Origin of the sequence: Streptomyces sp. SID13031 (assembly GCF_010548305.1) — a bacterium.
Lineage (GTDB): Bacteria > Actinomycetota > Actinomycetes > Propionibacteriales > Kribbellaceae > Kribbella.
The window spans coordinates 90,899-105,902 of the sequence record NZ_JAAGLV010000006.1; the positions used below are offsets into that span (position 1 = coordinate 90,899).

Consider the following 15,004-nt stretch of genomic DNA (forward strand, 5'->3'; position numbering starts at 1 on the left):
GCCTTTCCCGGACTAGCTGGTGACTGTTTCCCAACAATCAGGAAACGGTCAACGGTAAATGTCGAGAATTCCATTCACCCGGGCCGACAGAACCGCGAACGCGCTGCCGGCATGCGGCATCTGCCCGGCCCGGACCATGGCCAGCACCCGGTCGAACGGGAACCAGCGCACCTCCAGGTCCGCCTCCCCCGGCTCCAACTCCGGCTTGCCCTGGGTCAGCTCGCCGGCCACGAAGACGTGTTCGCGGTGATTCGTCAAGGAGTCCGCGCCGTTGATCACCCCCAGCAGGCGCAGGCGCGCCGCGGAGAGTCCCGTCTCCTCGCGCAGTTCACGCCGCGCTGCAACTTCCGGACTCGCGTCAGCTGCCTCGATCCGCCCAGTCGGCAGCCGCCACTGCGCCTGCCCGTGGGGATAGATCCACTGCCGGGTCACCGCCACCATGGCGTCCTCGTCGACGGCCAGCACCGTCGCCGACCCCGGTACGACGACGTGGTCGTACCGACCCCTGGAACCTTGCGGGAGCACCGTTTCGTCGCAGCGCAACTCGAGCCACCGCGATCGATAAAGAATTCTCGTGGACAACGTCACCCATTGCGTCCGGCCTGATTGCGCTGCGTCATTTTTCATGCCGCCGAGTGAAGCACGAACAGCGACCGGATTCGCAGCCCCGGACGCATCGATGATCTATCCAGTTCCGGTCCAACGGTGGCCACGACGATGGCTGCGAACGAGCCGTCGCCATGCGTCGGCGCCGGGGGGAAACCGAAAGGAAAGTACATGGAGTACATCGTCGGTATCGCCGTCATCGCCGCCTTGGTCGGCGGCGTGCTGTGGAACCACCGCACCAAGCAGGCTGCCTTCACGGGGGTCGGCTTCGAGGTGCCGCTGCCACCTGCCCAGGTAGCGGACGTCGTCAGCGCTGTCTACTGCCAGGGCGCCAAGGCGTCGGTGCGCAGCACCTTCTCCGGCGTCTCCGTCCGCCGCCAGGGGCCGACCGAGTTTCTCTTCGAGACGAAGCTCGGCGACACCGACTGGATCAAGATCACCGCGGCTGAGACCGGCAGCGCGGTGGAGGCCGAGACGACCTCGCTGCACATCGGGGGAACGTTGCTGTCCGACGACGGCTCGCCGATCTGGCGGTTGTCGAAAACGCTGACCGACCTCATTTACAAAGTGCTCGGGCTGGCGCCGTTCGCCGCCAGGATGAAGAGGTTCCAGAACGGCCTGGAGCGGAAAGTCGGCAACCACATTCATCGGCAGCTGCAGTCATGAAAGCCAGGATGCCCAACTCCTACCGGATCGCGGGACTGGTCGCCATCGTGGCGGCCATCTCCGCGTTCCTGCTCCTTCGCGGCGGTGACGAGGACCCGCCGGAGCGCACCGTCGCCCTGATCGTCGGCCTGCACACCGGCGCGACCGGGCTGCTCGACGGAAAGGGCAACGCGATCCCCGAACTGACTGCGGCCCTCGACCAGTTCCTGCGCGGACCGGGGACGTTGACCGTGATCGCGAACGACGGTCGCCCGCACGCGGTACGGACGATCGAGCTCGGGTACGACGACGGTTCCGACCTACGTCGCCAGGACAAGGTCAACGCCAACAAGCGCCGACTGGAGGAAGCGCTGCGGGATGCGGAGCCGGTGGCCGAACAGGCTGACCCGACCGCCGCGCTCAAGCTGGCCGGTGACACCGTGCGAGGCAAGAAGAACCCCGCAGTAGTTGCCTTTGACAGCGGGCTGTCCACTACCGGGACGCTGCTGATGCAGCTCGGCGCGATCGACATCGGGACCGATGTGGCCGATCTCGCGCGCCAGAGCAAGGCGACGCTGATCGGCTCTTTCCAGGGGATCGTCGTCGACTGGCACGGTCTTTGCTCGGTCGCCGATCCGCAACCCGCTTGCAACGCCGGGGTTCAGCAGCAGCTCCAGAAGTACTATCGGCACCTGATCGAGGACGCGGGCGGCAAGGTCGAGTTCGACGACGCGCCGCTGGCCGGCGTCCCACCGGCCGCGACCATGCCCGTGGTCGACGTCGTCCACTGGCGTGTTCCGAAGTTGCCGACCGCGACTCCGACGCCGACACCCTCTCCTCCGGCGCTCGTCGAGGTGCTCACCGAAGACCTGGTGCGATTCAAGCCCAACTCCGATGCGTATGCCGACGAGGACCGCGCAGAACTGGAGATCGCGGCTCTGGCCGGCCGGTTGCGGGCCTCGGCCTACCCCAAGATCTATGTGGCCGGTTGCACGGCCAAGGATCCTGAGTCGACCGAGCAGCAGATGATCGATCGCGGCCAGAGCCGAGCCGACACCATCGCCCGCGACCTGCAGGCTCACGACGTCACCACGCGGTTCACCACCAAGGGCCTCGGCTGGCAGTGCCCGGGGTACCGGCCCGGTGACGACGACGCCAACCGCCGCGTGATCGTCTCGTCGGAGCCGGTCCGATGAGCACGCCCACCAGAACGCTCAACCTGGCCGGTGGCCCCGCGATGGAGGAGCCCGGTCCGCACTCACGCGCTGTCGACGCCGACCACCATCTCGGCCTTCAGGACGCCCGCTGCCACGACCAGGACTCGATCGATCCGTCCCAACCGCTCCGGCGGGAGTTGACGCTGGCTTTCGGCGTGATGATCCATCTACAGGCTTTGCTCAACACGCTGCTCGGCACCTTGATGATCCAGTACGACATCTGTAAGGACCTGCGCGCCGTCCAGGCCGGTGCGTCCGAGCAGATCCAGCAAGCCCGGCAAGCCTGGACACAGGCGGGCGCAACGCTCGGAACGGCCCTGGCGCAACTCGCTCCGGACCGGCCCGACCTGGTCGCCGACGCCCAGGAAGAGGCTGTGGCGCCGGAGTGGTCTCTGGAGGCCTTCCTCCGCGGCTGGCTGGCCATGACCGTGTTCGCCATCCTCGAGATCGTCACGAACTACCTCGCGATGCAGTACCTGCGCGACAACGAGGCAGCGACCTGGGTTCTGGCCGGGGCGACCACGGCGGCCATTCTGGGCGGCTGCTACTACATCGCCCAGTCCCGCAGCCGGTTGCGAACCTCGACGCTCGGCATCTGCGTCGCCGCGGTCGTGGTCGGAAGTGGAGTGCTGCGTTTCCGGTACGTGGTGGACGCCGTGAATCAGGGCTTGACCGAGAGCCAGCTTCCGAACCTGGACTGGGTGACCAAACTGGCCATCCTGGCGTTCGCGATCGGCCTTCCCGCCGCGTTCGGGCTGATCACCATCGCCAAGACCCGGCCGGAGCCAGGAGCGGCCGAGGCGATCGCAGACCAGGCCGCCGAAGAGCGGCAGGTCGGTGGCGTCCGGAGGCTCCAAGCCACCGCCGAACGCCGCAAAGCAGAGCTGCGGGCAGCGGTCGAGGCGGAGGCCGCTGCAGCTGACGCGTTGCGGAACGGCGAGACTTCCTTGCGGATGCTCTGCGACCAGACCGACGCCGCCGTCATGGCGGAGTACGGTCGCCGGCTCGAACGGCTCGACGCCTACTTCCGGGGACTGACGCTGGCCTCCGGTGACCCCGCCATGACGACGCGGCTCGACCGGCGGTACGCGAATGCGGTCGGGGTCCTCACCGAGCAACTCAGCTACGCGATCCAGGAAGCCCGCAAGCAGATCTCCACGGTTCGGGCCGAGCTGCTCGCCTTCCCAGCCGGTGAGTCGCTGCCGCGGGAGCGAACAGAGGCCTCCTGATGCGGCAGATCTGGCGTTGGTTCTGGCCGAGCCGCCGGGATGCCCCGGCGTCGCCTTCCCCATCGACGGCTCCTTGCCCGTCCTGCGAGGGCACGTTGACCGCCTGCGTGGCCTGTCAGGGTGACTGGCGCACCAGCCTCTGCCCGAGGTGTGCGATCGGTCTGTTGTGTGACACCTGCGGTATTCATCACTGGATCGCTTGAGAGGGACGAACCACGATGCTGATTCCCAGCTCGACCCGCTCCATCCTGCTTCCCAAGGCGCCACCGTTCGCCCGCCGTCGTGGACTGCGTTGCGCAATCGCGAACCTGGTGGCCCAGATCCGCGGCGCGCGCGACCTCAACCAGCCCTTCGGGGAGAACGGCCTGCAGCCCGCGGTTTCTGCCTGGCACCGGCAGGCCGACCAGGTCGCCGCCCAGATCGACGATGCGCTGTGCTCACGTCTGGAGGAGCTGGACCGCCGCTCCGCGGAGCTCTTCGGTCTGGCGAACCACCGGGTCTCGAGCATCGCCGAGCTCGACGCCACCCTCCAAGAGTCGGCCGCCTCCGCCATCGACGAGGGAACCGTGGCTGCCAGTGACAATCGCAGGATGATGCGCTCGGCCCGGGCCACGATCGAGGCCGAGCGCAGCAATCTCGCCAACGCCGCCAAAGAGTTGCGCCAGCTGGCGCAGACCAGGCAGCACCTCCGCGAGGCCGCGCGCGACCTCGCGGACTCCTGGTCGAGCCGCTGCGACGAGCTCGGCGCCTTCCACCGCCGCGGCTTCCACTTCCGCGCCGCCCGGGCGAAGGTCAGCTCCACCCCCGACGCCCCTCCGCTGCCCAGCCACCGCAACCGCTACGAATGGGTCGACGCCTCGGATCAGACTGCCAGCACCGATCAGTGGCCACCGCAGCCTTGACCCGGCACCCTGACCTCCACCGCTCCCGCGCCGTACCGCTTGCGCAACTCGTTCAATGATCTGCCGGCTCTGGGACGATTTTGTAGTTCGGGGGGTTGAGGGTGCCCCAGGGGGTGGTTCTTGCGTGGGGTGGGAGGGGGGCTGTGGCGGGCATCGGGCCGATTAGGCAGGCGTTGCACCAGAAGTAGGCGGTGCCGTGGTCGGCGCAGGGGTCGCGGACTTCGAATTCCAGGCGTAGGCGGTGCTCGCCGCAAGCTGGGCATGGCTGGGTCGGTACGGACTGGGGGTCGTGGTGCGCCACCATGTAGGCGTCGATCCAGCGCTCGTACGGGGTTCCGCCTGAGCACAGGCGGGTCAGGACCCGCCAGACGGCCCACAGGTCATCCGCTCGGTCCAGCTCTCCGGCGTACTCGTCTGCTTTGTCGACGGCCTCCTGCAGCATGATCAGCAACAGGTCCGCGCGATCGCGGACGATTCCCTGCGGCAAGGTGACATCCACCGACAGACGCCGGTCCTGCGTGTGCAGCCCGCCGACCCGCACTCGGGGGATTTCGACCGGCCCTCGGAATCGCACCACCAGGCGGAGCTCGGGGACCAGCCCGTACTCCGCGGCCTCCGCCCGCGCCTGTAGCTCGGCTATCTCTTCCTGCCAGCCCGCGGCGACATCCACCAGTGAGAGCACACCCTCACCGGTGGACATCGCCTCGGTCGGCCATCGAACACTCATCGGACCATAAGAGGTGCTAGGACCCGCACCTGTCTAGATCGGGGTAGTCCTCACATAGCCTCGGGCCCTGCGCGTTGCCTGCGTACAGCCGGAGGTCGTCGAGCCGCCCAGCGAACGATTTCCCGGCCGTACGGGCCGCGCCGACCACCGTGGCACCGGCGCGGGGCGGGGTTGCCGGGTAAGACTGGCTCGATCCGTCTGAGCCTCGGTAGTCGACCGTCAGGAACAGGTCACCGGTCGGATCGGTGTCGGTCGGCAGGGTGTATGCGCCCGCGAGCAGATGCCACTCGGCAAGCGTCTCGCGGTCGACCTTCGCGGTCGCGAGGGTCTCCCCTGTCGACGCTGCGTCGCCTCGCGCGAAGATGAACTGGCCACGGAATTCGTCGAGTGGCTGGTACTCCAGCCGCCAGGTGTCCTTCCCGCTCGTCCCCTGACGCGCGATCACCACCGGCTTGGAGGAGTCGGCGAGCTTGACCCGGACCGCGACGGTGAAGCTCAGGCTGCCGTCGACGACCGGGCTGTTCAGCGTCACGGACTCGCGAGACTTGCCGGTCATCTCCAGCACGTGGCCGCGCTCGGGGTCGTCGACGAAGGCGCCCGACTGGTTGCTGGTGGCACCGAAGCCCGCGACGGTGAGGTCGGCGCCACGCACGGTCTCGGGAGTGTGCCAGACGTTGCCGGCGCCCTTGACCGCGTTGTCGAACGGCCAGTATGCCGCCAGGCCGGCAGCGAGCCGGTCGTTCCCGCTCGAGCCCAGCCGAGGGTCGACCAACGCCGGGATCTCCTCGGGGACGATCACCCGCTGCCACAGATTGATCTGGTCCAGTGAGCCGGCGAACTGCCCGGTGAATACACCTGCATACTTCGCCCGGCCGACCGTCAGCGGCCCGGATGCTTGCCAGGCCGGCGTGGTCGGGGACGTCGCGGTCTGCTGGGACCTGCCGTTGACGTACAACTGCAGCGCGCCGGTCGAAGCGTCGTACGTGCCGATCAGGTGGGTCCAGGCGCCGTTGACCGGAGCCTCCTTGGAGGCAGCCTGGTAGCGGGTCGGGTTGTTCACGTCCGCGGAAGTGCGGGCGAAGAGCCAACGCTTGGCCGACGCGTCGTAGTACAGGCCGAAGGCGCTGCTGTTGGTGCCGGACACAGCCGCGACCACGCCGGTCTGACTGGCTTTGGTCGGCCTGGCCCAGGCCGAGATCGTGAAGCTCTTGGAGGTGTCGACCACCGGCTCGGCGGCCTCGGCGTAGTCGTTGGTCCCGTCCAAGGCCACTGAGCCGATGATCCGGCCCTTGCCATCGAGGGAGGCGCCGTTGACGAGAGTCAGCGGATGGGCCGGCACCGCCGCGTCAGCTGCCGTCGTACCTGACCCGTCGTCGAACCCCCAGGACCCGACCGGCTTCGGCCGTGGCCCGACATTGAACAGGAAACGCGCCGAGGTACTGAACTGGCCGAGCTCGTTGACGCTCTGCACGTCCAGGGTGTTCCACCCCGCGTACGGAGGGGTCAGCGACAGCGTCAGGTTCGCGCCGTCGTGATCCTCGATCACGGAGTTGAACCTGACCCGGGTGCTGACCAGGTTCGGTGAGGTGGCCGTGATCGTGACGGTGACCGGCTCACCGGTGACGGCCGTCTTCGGGCACGACGGCTGCGTCCCGCAGTCGAGGATCTCGACGCCGTTGTACGACACCGCGATCTGCGGTGGCGCCGGCGGTACCGGCGGATCGTCGAGCGAGCCGGCCGCGGCCTGCAGACCGGTCAGCCCCGCGATCGCGAAACTCAGCGCCGCGATCACAACTGCCCCGCGCACGCGTCGATTACCCCACCTGGCCATGAAGCCCTCCCAACAACACACCAGGCTCCTGCAGCCAGGCGGCCGCATCAGCCTGAAGGGTTGCCTGCAATGCCGTCCAGCGACTTACCGGGATCTGCAGGAACCTGCAAATGCTGTAACGCCGGGTCAGCGGCCGAGGAGTTTGTACTTGGCTTCGGTGTGGGATTTGGTGGGTTTCCACCAGGTGGGGTTTTCGCGGTACCAGGAGATGGTGGCGGTCAGGCCTTTGGTGAAGTCGTAGGTGGGGTGCCAGGCGAGTTCGGTGCGGAGTTTGGTGGTGTTGTTGGAGTAGCGGAGGTCGTGGCCGGGGCGGTCGGGGACGTGGTCGTAGGCGTCCGCTGGGTGGTCCATCAGGGTGAGGATCTGCTCGATGATCTGCTGGTTGCTGCGTTCGTCGCCGGAGCCGATCAGGTACGTTTCGCCGATCCGGCCGGACGCGATGATGCGGTGGACCGCGTCGTTGTGGTCGTCGACGTGGGTCCATTCGCGGACGTTGGCGCCGGCTCCGTACAGCTTCGGTCTGTCGCCGAGCAGGATGTTGGTGATCTGGCGTGGGATCAGCTTCTCGACGTGCTGGTACGGACCGTAGTTGTTGGCACAGTTCGACAGGGTCGCCTGTACGCCGTACGAGCGGACCCAGGCGCGGACGAGCAGGTCGGAGCTCGCCTTGCTGGCGGAGTACGGGCTGGAGGGGTCGTACGCCGTCTGCTCGGTGAACTGCTCCACCGAGTCCAGCGGCAGGTCGCCGAAGACCTCGTCGGTGGAGATGTGGTGCAGCCGCTTGTCATGACGCCGCACTGCCTCGAGCAGGGTGAAGGTGCCGAGGATGTTGGTGCGGATGAACGGCGACGGGTCGTTCAGCGAGTTGTCGACGTGCGACTCGGCGGCGAAGTGCACGAGTACGTCGGTGTCGCGCACGAGCCCGTCGACCAGCGAGGCGTCGCAGATGTCGCCGTGGACGAAGGTGATCCGGTCCGACACCTGGTCGAGGTTGCGCTGGCTGCCGGCGTAGGTCAGCAGATCCAGGACGGTGACCGCGAGGTCGGGGAAACGCCGCAGCGTGTCGAGCACGAAGTTCGAGCCGATGAACCCTGCCCCGCCCGTGACGAGCATTCGCTGCATGCGGGTCAGGATATCCGGCGTGACCGCCTGCCGCCGGTACGGTGACGGCATGCGTAACGTCCGGGTGGTCTACCGCAAGTACGACGAGAAGCTCCACTGGCACCAGTGGATGCAGTATCTGGGCGAGGACCAGTACGGCGTCTGGCTCGGCGCCCCGCCGAACTCGGTCTCCCAGCGCGGCGACGAGCCCGAGGTCACCCAGGAGCAGGCGCACGTGCAGCTGTTCTCCCGCGACCGTGGCTTCACCGCGATCTTCAACGACGAACCGCGGTCGACCGAGATCTACTGCGACGTGACCTCTCCGGTCGAGTTCGGCGAGGACGTCTTCACGATGATCGACCTCGATCTGGACGTCATCCGCAAGCGCGACGGCACGATCTATGTGGACGACGAGGACGAGTTCGCCGAGCACCAGGTGAAGTACGGCTACCCGGCCGACGTGATCGAGCAGGCCCAGGCGACCGCGGACTGGCTGGTGACCGCGGTCGCCGCCGAGGAGCCGTTCCTCACCGTCTTCAAGACGTACCTCGACAAAGTCAGGTGATCAGCGCACCCGGTGCAGGCTGAGCCGCACGTCGTCCAGGCGCAGCGGCGCGGGAACGTGACCGTCTTGCCCGGCGAACATGTCGGCGACCGGTGAGACCGTCAGGAAGAGCTTCTTCCCGGCTGGTACGTCGACGGCGATCCCCGGCAGGTCGACGGTGCGGCGCACTCCATGGACCGGGCGGAGTTCGCGCAGCGGCATCGTGTTGTTCTGAACGATCTTCGCGTCCAGCGGCGTGGTCCCGACACTGAGCGCGAAGAAGGCGGCCGCCCCCGGGACCAGACTGCTCACCTTCGCCTTGAGCTGCGGAACACCCGCGACCGTGATCGGCCCCTCGGCCACAGCGGTCGTCACAGCGTTCACCTTGCCCAGCCGGTACTGCGTGTTCGGTGTCAGCTGTCGTTGCGTAAGGCAACGGCCGTCCGCGGTGGCGAGGTGGTAGCTGCCGAAACCCGAGAGTCCGGTGTCCTCGTGCTTGAGGTTGCGATCCATGAAGCGTTGCTCGAGCGCGGCGAACGTCGGGCTGCCGAGAGCGATCGAGCACGGGTCGCCGGGCGTGACGAAACCGGGCGGGACGACGCTCGGCAAGGTGTGCCCGGCGTTGTAGCCGACGAAGAGCGACTTGGACCGCGCCCGTGCGGTGAGCGCCTTGTCGAAGTTCTGCAGCCCCTGGTTGAGGTTGAACAGGTTGTCGGACAGGCCCTGGCCGATCAGCACCGGGATGTCGAGCTTGCGCCCGTGCTTCACCTGCCAGGACGGACCGTTCTTGGCGAAGAACGCCGTCAGATCACGGCCGGCCTGACCAGTCGGCCATTGGCCGGTGGTGATCAAGACGACGAACCCCGCCTGGACGGCCGGCGGCAGATGCGTACCACCGCCCGCGTACAGGAGCGACAGCCACATCGTCCGGGCCGCCTCCGACGGCGCGAGGCTCTCTTTGAGATCCCACCAGGTGATCTCGGGCGCCAGCGCGTCGAAGCGGGTCCGGCCCTTGTCGCGCAGCTCCGCGAAGGCCCCGGCGAACTGATAGCCACCCCCGTACGAGCCACCGATCGCCCCGATCAACGGGTCGCCCGGTCGTTGCCTGGTGACCCAGTCCAGACCAGCGACCAAGTCGACCAGTTTGACCACGTCGCGGCCTTCGAGCTCCGGGTTCATCACGTGCGCGACGCCGGTCGACTCCCCGAAGCTGCGCTGGTCGAAGCTCAGGACGCCGTACCCGGCGTCGAGCCACGATTTGAAGGCGGCCGCGTCCTTGGTCCGGCTCCCGCCCCACCCATGACTGTGGAAAACGAGCGGCACGGTGTGTCCAGCTGACGCATCCGCCGGTTGGAACAGGGAGTAGCAAATCCGCACCGGCGCCGTAGTACCGGGCTCTGGCACGCTCGCGACACACCCGTTCGTTGTCACCGGGCCCGCAGCAGCGTGGGCCGATGGGGCGACGACTACCGAACTGAGCAGAGCCAGGCTGACTGCGATACGAATGACGTGGCGGGACATGTGACCCCCAGTGGTCGTGGCGTGCCGGTGCGCACACGGTAGATGATTGCAGGCCGGTCGGACAGTTCCTGATCTCCGCTGTGGGCGAACCGCGCAGCAGCCGCCAATAGCGCCTGCGAGACTGTGCGCGTGGATATCGCGATCGAGATCGTTGCCCTCGTCGCCTTGGTCGCGGCAGGGGCCGCGCTGGCTCGGCGGATCGGGCTCTCGGCTCCCCTCCTGCTCGTCGTGATCGGGGTCGCCGCCTCGTACCTGCCGTTCGTGCCCCGGGTCGAGCTGTCCCACGAGGTCGTCCTGGTCGGCTTCCTGCCGCCGCTGCTGTACTCCGCGGCGATCAAAACCAGCCTCGTCGACTTCTCCAAGCACCGCCGCTCCATCGGCCTGCTGTCCGTCGGCCTGGTCGCCTTCACCGCCGCGGGAGTCGGGCTGGTCGCCTACTGGCTGCTCGGTCCGTCGATGGTCAGTGAGAACCCGCTCCCGCTGTGGGCTGCCTTCGCCATCGGTGCGGTCGTGGCGCCGCCCGACGCAGTCGCGGCCACCGCGATCGCCAAGAAGGTCGGCCTGCCCCGGCGCGTGGTGACGATCCTCGAGGGCGAAAGCCTGCTCAACGACGCGACCGCGCTGGTCTGCCTGAACACCGCGATCGCCGCCGCCCTGATCACGCCGACCTTCCTGCACGTCGGCCTCGACTTCCTCCGCGCGGCCGGCGGTGGCGTCGTGGTCGGCCTGATCGTCGCGTTCGTCCTCGCCAAGGTCCGCAAGCGCTTCACCGATCCCGTGCTGGACACCACCCTCAGCCTGACTGCACCGTTCATCGCGTACGTCGCCGCCGAGAACCACTACGTGCACGCGTCGGGCGTGCTCGCCGTCGTCGTGACCGGCCTGCTGCTCGGCCACAAGGCGCCGATCATCCAGTCGGCGGCGTCCCGGATCTCCGAGCGGACCAACTGGCGCACCTTCCAGTTCCTGCTCGAGAACACGGTCTTCCTGCTGATCGGCCTGCAGACCCGATGGATCCTCGACGACCTCTCGCGGAGCCCTCTGTCGGGCTGGACCATCGCGGTGGCCACGATCGGCGTCTTCCTGGCCACCGTCCTGCTCCGCCCGATCTGGCTCTTCCCGGTCACCTACCTGTCCCGGCGAATCCTTGGCCGCTCCCGGCCTGGCCCGGTCAGCGTGCAGGCCCTCGTCGTCGTCTCCTGGGCCGGGATGCGCGGCGTGGTCACGCTGGCGGCCGTCTTCATCCTGCCGGAGAACACACCGCACCGCGAAGTACTGGTCTTCATGGCACTCGTGGTGACCGCCGGGACCCTGCTGCTGCAGGGGTCGACCCTGCCTTGGCTCGTACGCCGGTTGCGGCTGCCCGGCCCCGACCCTGCCGAGGACGCGCTGCAGGAAGCCGCCGTACTGCAAGGTGCGCACCGCGCCGCGGAGCAGAAGCTCGACGAGCTCGTCACCCCGAACGACCCGCCGGAGGTCGTCACCCTGCTGCGCCAACGCGGCGAATCCCGGGCCCTCGCCGCCTGGGAACGCCTCGGCCGGGCGGAGACCGATCTGGAGACGCCGAGCGAGGCCTACCGCCGGCTGCGGATGGCGATGCTGGACACCGAACGGGCGCACATCCTCAAGGTCCGCGACGACGGCCTGGTCGCCGACGAGGTGCTCCAGCGCGCCCAGATCGCGCTCGACATCGAGGAGTCGATCCTCGACCGCTCCGAGGCCGACGACGTCGGCGGGCAGTCGGACAACCTGACCGCTCCCCCGACGACGGCCGCCGAATGCGAACACCTGGCCGCCGCACCCTGCGTGCTTACGCCGAAGACGCCTGAGGGCTGCGAGGAGTGCCTCCGCGACGGCGGCACCTGGGTCCACCTGCGGCTGTGTCTGGGCTGCGGCCACGTCGGTTGCTGCGACTCGTCGCCCGCGCGGCACGCGAGCAAGCACTTCGACGAGACCGCGCACCCGGTGATGCGCAGCTTCGAGGCCGGCGAGACTTGGCGCTGGTGCTTCGTAGACGAGAAGCTTGGCTGATGGCCGACTGTCTCTTCTGCTCGATCATCGCCGGATCGACGCCAGCACACATCGTCTACGACACCCCTGAGGTGCTGGGCTTCCTGGACATCCGACCGGTGTTCAAGGGGCACACCCTGCTCGTCCCACGCGAGCACATCGCGACCTTGGTCGAGCTGCCCGACGAGCTGACGGTCCCGCTCTTCGGCGCCGCCCGGTCAGTCGCCGCGGCAGTCCGCACCGCCTATGACGCGCAAGGCTCCTTCGTCGCCGTCAACAACGTCGTGTCGCAGTCGGTCCCCCACCTCCACGTGCACATAGTCCCCCGCACCAAGGGCGACGGCTTGCGCGGCTTCTTCTGGCCACGCACCAAATACGCCGACGACGCCGAAGCAGCGCAGTACGCGGAGAAACTCCAGAGCTCACTCGCCGAGTGAGCTCTGGAGTTCCCTTGAGCGTTAAGGGCGCTCGGTCTCCCAGGCGATGGTGTCGGGGGCGGTCGCAGTACGGAAAGCGGCGGCCGGCGGGGTGTCAGCGGTCTGGTGGAGGCCCGGGTTGCGGTCCTCGATGGTGAACTGGGCGCGGGTGAAGACGTCGGCGTCCTTGCTCTGGACGGCCCTGACACAGCGGAAGTCGGCGACCAGCGACTCGCGCGTGATGGTGGTGTTCACATAGCCGCGGAGGTTGTTCTGGAAGCGCAGGTGCGGGTTCCAGCGCAGCCACGGGTGCGAGCCCGACGCCGAGTCGCTGCCGTTCCCACCCGTCGAGATGGACGAGCAGACCAGCTCCGAGCCCACCGTCCGCGACGCCGGGTCGGCATAGTCGAGCTTCAGGTCGGACGCCCAGTGCGCGTGCACGTCACCGGTCAGTACGACGGGATTGCGCACCCGCGCGTCGACCCAGCCGCGAGTGATCCGGTCGCGTGAGGCGACATACCCGTCCCAGGCGTCCATCGAGGTGAGCTTGACCGGCCCCTCGGTGTTGTCGCGCTGGGCGAAGAACACCTGCTGGCCGAGGACGTCCCAGCGCGCCTCCGAGCGGCGGAACCCATCGATCAACCACTTCTCCTGCCGCCCACCGGTGATCGAGCGCTTCGGGTCGACCGCGGCCGGGCAGTCCTTGTAGCCGTCGCCGCAGCCCTGGTCGTCGCGGTACTGCCGGGTGTCGAGCATGTGGAAGGTCGCCAGCTCACCCCACTTCACCCGCCGGTAGAGCTGCATGTCGATGCCCCGCGGCTTCGAGGTCGCCCGCAGCGGCATGTTCTCGTAGTACGCCTGGAAGGCGGCCGCCCGGCGCTCGAGGAACCCCTCTTCCGGCTTCTCCGGGATCTCGTCGGCCCAGTTGTTGTCGACCTCGTGGTCGTCCCAGACGACCAGCCACGGCGCCACCGCGTGCGCCGCCTGCAGATCCAGATCGCTCTTGTACTGCGCGTGCCGCTGCCGGTACGACGCCAGCGTGGTGGTCTCCGGTCCATCGTGGTCGCGCACATTGCCGCCGGGGGCGACGTACGTGTTCTTCGTGTACTCGTACTGATAGTCACCCAGGTGGAGCACCAGATCCGGCCGATCCTCCGCCAGCCGCCGGTACGCCGTGAACCAGCCGTGCTCGAACTGCGAACACGACACGAATGACATCGCCAGCTCGCGCGGAGTCGTCCCGCGAGCCGGTGCGGTGAGCGCTCTCCCGACCCGCGACGCCCGGCCGTCGACCCGGAACCGGTACCAGTACTCGCGTCCCGGTCGCAGTCCCTCGATGGTCACGTGGACCGAATGCGCGTGCTCGGGGCGGGCCACGGCCACCCCCGAGCGCACAACGTGATGGAACCGCGCATCGCCTGCCACCTGCCACTGCACGGCGTACGAGCGGCTCGGCATGCCACCGAGGCCGTTCTCGGCGAGCGGGTCGATCGCGAGCCGGGTCCAGAGCACGAACCCGTCGGGCCACGGGTCGCCGCTCGCGACACCGAGCGTGAACGGATCCTGCGGGATGGGAGTGGCGGCCGCGGTGGTCGGTGTGGTCAGGCTCGCAAGGCCGGCGACGGCCGCTGAGGAAGCCAGACCGGCTTTCAGGACGGATCTACGGGAGGTCTCCATACGCCGACGCTTCCCGCCCCGGGAAGCCGACGACTGACATCCAGGTGGCCATCCGATGACAGCGATTCACGAAGTGGACTTTAAGGATTTCTGAAGGCAGCGGCAGAGCATCAGAGGAACAAGCAGATGACCGGGGGAACGTCATGCATTGGGTCCGATGGGGTGTGCTCGCGGCGGCGTTGCTGCTGGCGGCTTCCTGCTCGTCCGGGGCGAGCACGACGCCGGACGCTCAGCAGCCGTCGCCCGGGAGCACGCCACAGAGCACGCTCCTGAGCAGAGTCCCGCCCGCCGGGACCCTGCCGGTGGTCGTGACGCTCGCCGGGACGTACGTGCCCGAAGGGGAGCTTGCCGACGAGTCCGCGCGACAGGCTCAGCGCCGCGCGATTCGGGCGGCGCAGGACGCCGTACTGGCTGAGCTCCCGTCGTCCGGCGTGCGGGCCGTACGGCGCTTCGCCTTCACCCCGCAGCTTGCGTTGACGGTCGACGCGGCTGCTCTCGAACGGCTGCTGCGCTCGCAGCGAGTGGCAGCAGTTCAGGAAGACACCGCCCAGTCTCAGCACGGCTGAGACGCCTAATCC

14 protein-coding genes are annotated in these 15,004 nt (G+C 68.1%); 8 read left to right on the forward strand and 6 right to left on the reverse strand.

All coding sequences use genetic code 11. The features are described from left to right. Window positions 1-48: 48 nt before the first annotated feature. Window positions 49-627 (reverse strand): NUDIX hydrolase, encoded by a 579-nt coding sequence (locus G3I17_RS14225; protein WP_164596491.1) that lies wholly within the window; start codon window positions 625-627, stop codon window positions 49-51. A 150-nt stretch (window positions 628-777) separates the two neighbouring features. Between G3I17_RS14225 and G3I17_RS14230 the strand changes: the two genes are divergently transcribed. The 4 genes from G3I17_RS14230 (at window position 778) to G3I17_RS14245 (ending at window position 4,599) form a co-directional block, all read left to right on the forward strand. Then, a complete protein-coding gene (locus tag G3I17_RS14230) occupies window positions 778-1,272 on the forward strand; it encodes a hypothetical protein (protein ID WP_164596492.1) in 495 nt (164 codons plus the stop codon). After that, window positions 1,269-2,447 (forward strand): hypothetical protein, encoded by a 1,179-nt coding sequence (locus G3I17_RS14235; RefSeq protein ID WP_164596493.1) that lies wholly within the window; start codon window positions 1,269-1,271, stop codon window positions 2,445-2,447. The genes G3I17_RS14230 and G3I17_RS14235 overlap by 4 nt, the downstream gene beginning before the upstream one ends. Then, window positions 2,444-3,697: a hypothetical protein gene (locus tag G3I17_RS14240; protein ID WP_164596494.1), complete on the forward strand. Its 1,254-nt coding sequence runs from the start codon at window positions 2,444-2,446 to the stop codon at window positions 3,695-3,697. The genes G3I17_RS14235 and G3I17_RS14240 overlap by 4 nt, the downstream gene beginning before the upstream one ends. Before the next feature lie 218 nt (window positions 3,698-3,915). Continuing rightward, the gene (locus G3I17_RS14245; RefSeq protein WP_164596495.1) at window positions 3,916-4,599 is read left to right on the forward strand and encodes a hypothetical protein; all 684 of its coding nucleotides are present in this window, start codon (window positions 3,916-3,918) and stop codon (window positions 4,597-4,599) included. Between the two features lie 52 nt (window positions 4,600-4,651). On the opposite strand, the gene G3I17_RS14250 is transcribed toward G3I17_RS14245, so the two are convergent. From G3I17_RS14250 to rfbB, 3 genes are all read right to left on the reverse strand, one after another. Continuing rightward, on the reverse strand, window positions 4,652-5,326 hold the full coding sequence (locus G3I17_RS14250; RefSeq protein ID WP_164596496.1) for a hypothetical protein: 675 nt from the start codon (window positions 5,324-5,326) through the stop codon (window positions 4,652-4,654). A gap of 16 nt (window positions 5,327-5,342) precedes the next feature. After that, complete coding sequence (locus tag G3I17_RS14255; RefSeq protein WP_164596497.1) at window positions 5,343-7,133, reverse strand: LamG domain-containing protein; 1,791 nt, start codon at window positions 7,131-7,133, stop codon at window positions 5,343-5,345. 150 nt (window positions 7,134-7,283) lie between these two features. Beyond that, the gene (gene rfbB / locus G3I17_RS14260; RefSeq protein ID WP_203590185.1) at window positions 7,284-8,279 is read right to left on the reverse strand and encodes a dTDP-glucose 4,6-dehydratase; all 996 of its coding nucleotides are present in this window, start codon (window positions 8,277-8,279) and stop codon (window positions 7,284-7,286) included. 49 nt (window positions 8,280-8,328) lie between these two features. Here rfbB and G3I17_RS14265 point away from each other — a divergent pair, with 49 nt between their 5' ends. Then, complete coding sequence (locus tag G3I17_RS14265; protein WP_164596498.1) at window positions 8,329-8,823, forward strand: DUF402 domain-containing protein; 495 nt, start codon at window positions 8,329-8,331, stop codon at window positions 8,821-8,823. Here G3I17_RS14265 and G3I17_RS14270 read toward each other — a convergent pair whose 3' ends face one another. Further along, window positions 8,824-10,323, reverse strand: coding sequence for a CocE/NonD family hydrolase (locus tag G3I17_RS14270; protein WP_164596499.1), 1,500 nt, complete (start codon window positions 10,321-10,323; stop codon window positions 8,824-8,826). It lies immediately after the preceding gene. Between the two features lie 129 nt (window positions 10,324-10,452). Between G3I17_RS14270 and G3I17_RS14275 the strand changes: the two genes are divergently transcribed. Further along, window positions 10,453-12,354, forward strand: a complete 1,902-nt coding sequence (locus tag G3I17_RS14275; RefSeq protein WP_164596500.1) for a Na+/H+ antiporter — start codon at window positions 10,453-10,455, stop codon at window positions 12,352-12,354. Beyond that, window positions 12,354-12,770, forward strand: a complete 417-nt coding sequence (locus tag G3I17_RS14280) for an HIT family protein (RefSeq protein WP_164596501.1) — start codon at window positions 12,354-12,356, stop codon at window positions 12,768-12,770. Before G3I17_RS14275 ends, G3I17_RS14280 begins: the two co-directional genes overlap by 1 nt. 21 nt (window positions 12,771-12,791) lie before the next feature. On the opposite strand, the gene G3I17_RS14285 is transcribed toward G3I17_RS14280, so the two are convergent. Continuing rightward, window positions 12,792-14,426 carry an alkaline phosphatase D family protein gene (locus tag G3I17_RS14285; protein WP_164596502.1) on the reverse strand — a complete coding sequence of 545 codons (1,635 nt, stop codon included), beginning with the start codon at window positions 14,424-14,426 and terminating at the stop codon, window positions 12,792-12,794. A 143-nt stretch (window positions 14,427-14,569) separates the two neighbouring features. On the opposite strand from G3I17_RS14285, the gene G3I17_RS14290 reads away from it, so the two are divergent. Then, window positions 14,570-14,992 (forward strand): hypothetical protein, encoded by a 423-nt coding sequence (locus tag G3I17_RS14290; RefSeq protein WP_164596503.1) that lies wholly within the window; start codon window positions 14,570-14,572, stop codon window positions 14,990-14,992. The last annotated feature ends 12 nt before the right edge of the window (window positions 14,993-15,004 follow it).

Excerpts from the sequence above, each read along its gene's own strand:
- G3I17_RS14245 (WP_164596495.1), top strand. The coding sequence starts at position 3,916 with ATGCTGATTCCCAGCTCGACCCGCTCCATCCTGCTTCCCAAGGCGCCA.
- G3I17_RS14230 (WP_164596492.1), top strand. The coding sequence starts at position 778 with ATGGAGTACATCGTCGGTATCGCCGTCATCGCCGCCTTGGTCGGCGGC.
- G3I17_RS14265 (WP_164596498.1), top strand. The coding sequence starts at position 8,329 with ATGCGTAACGTCCGGGTGGTCTACCGCAAGTACGACGAGAAGCTCCAC.
- rfbB (WP_203590185.1), bottom strand. The coding sequence starts at position 8,279 with ATGCAGCGAATGCTCGTCACGGGCGGGGCAGGGTTCATCGGCTCGAAC.
- G3I17_RS14285 (WP_164596502.1), bottom strand. The coding sequence starts at position 14,426 with ATGGAGACCTCCCGTAGATCCGTCCTGAAAGCCGGTCTGGCTTCCTCA.
- G3I17_RS14290 (WP_164596503.1), top strand. The coding sequence starts at position 14,570 with ATGCATTGGGTCCGATGGGGTGTGCTCGCGGCGGCGTTGCTGCTGGCG.
- G3I17_RS14225 (WP_164596491.1), bottom strand. The coding sequence starts at position 627 with ATGAAAAATGACGCAGCGCAATCAGGCCGGACGCAATGGGTGACGTTG.
- G3I17_RS14235 (WP_164596493.1), top strand. The coding sequence starts at position 1,269 with ATGAAAGCCAGGATGCCCAACTCCTACCGGATCGCGGGACTGGTCGCC.
- G3I17_RS14240 (WP_164596494.1), top strand. The coding sequence starts at position 2,444 with ATGAGCACGCCCACCAGAACGCTCAACCTGGCCGGTGGCCCCGCGATG.
- G3I17_RS14280 (WP_164596501.1), top strand. The coding sequence starts at position 12,354 with ATGGCCGACTGTCTCTTCTGCTCGATCATCGCCGGATCGACGCCAGCA.
- G3I17_RS14250 (WP_164596496.1), bottom strand. The coding sequence starts at position 5,326 with ATGAGTGTTCGATGGCCGACCGAGGCGATGTCCACCGGTGAGGGTGTG.
- G3I17_RS14270 (WP_164596499.1), bottom strand. The coding sequence starts at position 10,323 with ATGTCCCGCCACGTCATTCGTATCGCAGTCAGCCTGGCTCTGCTCAGT.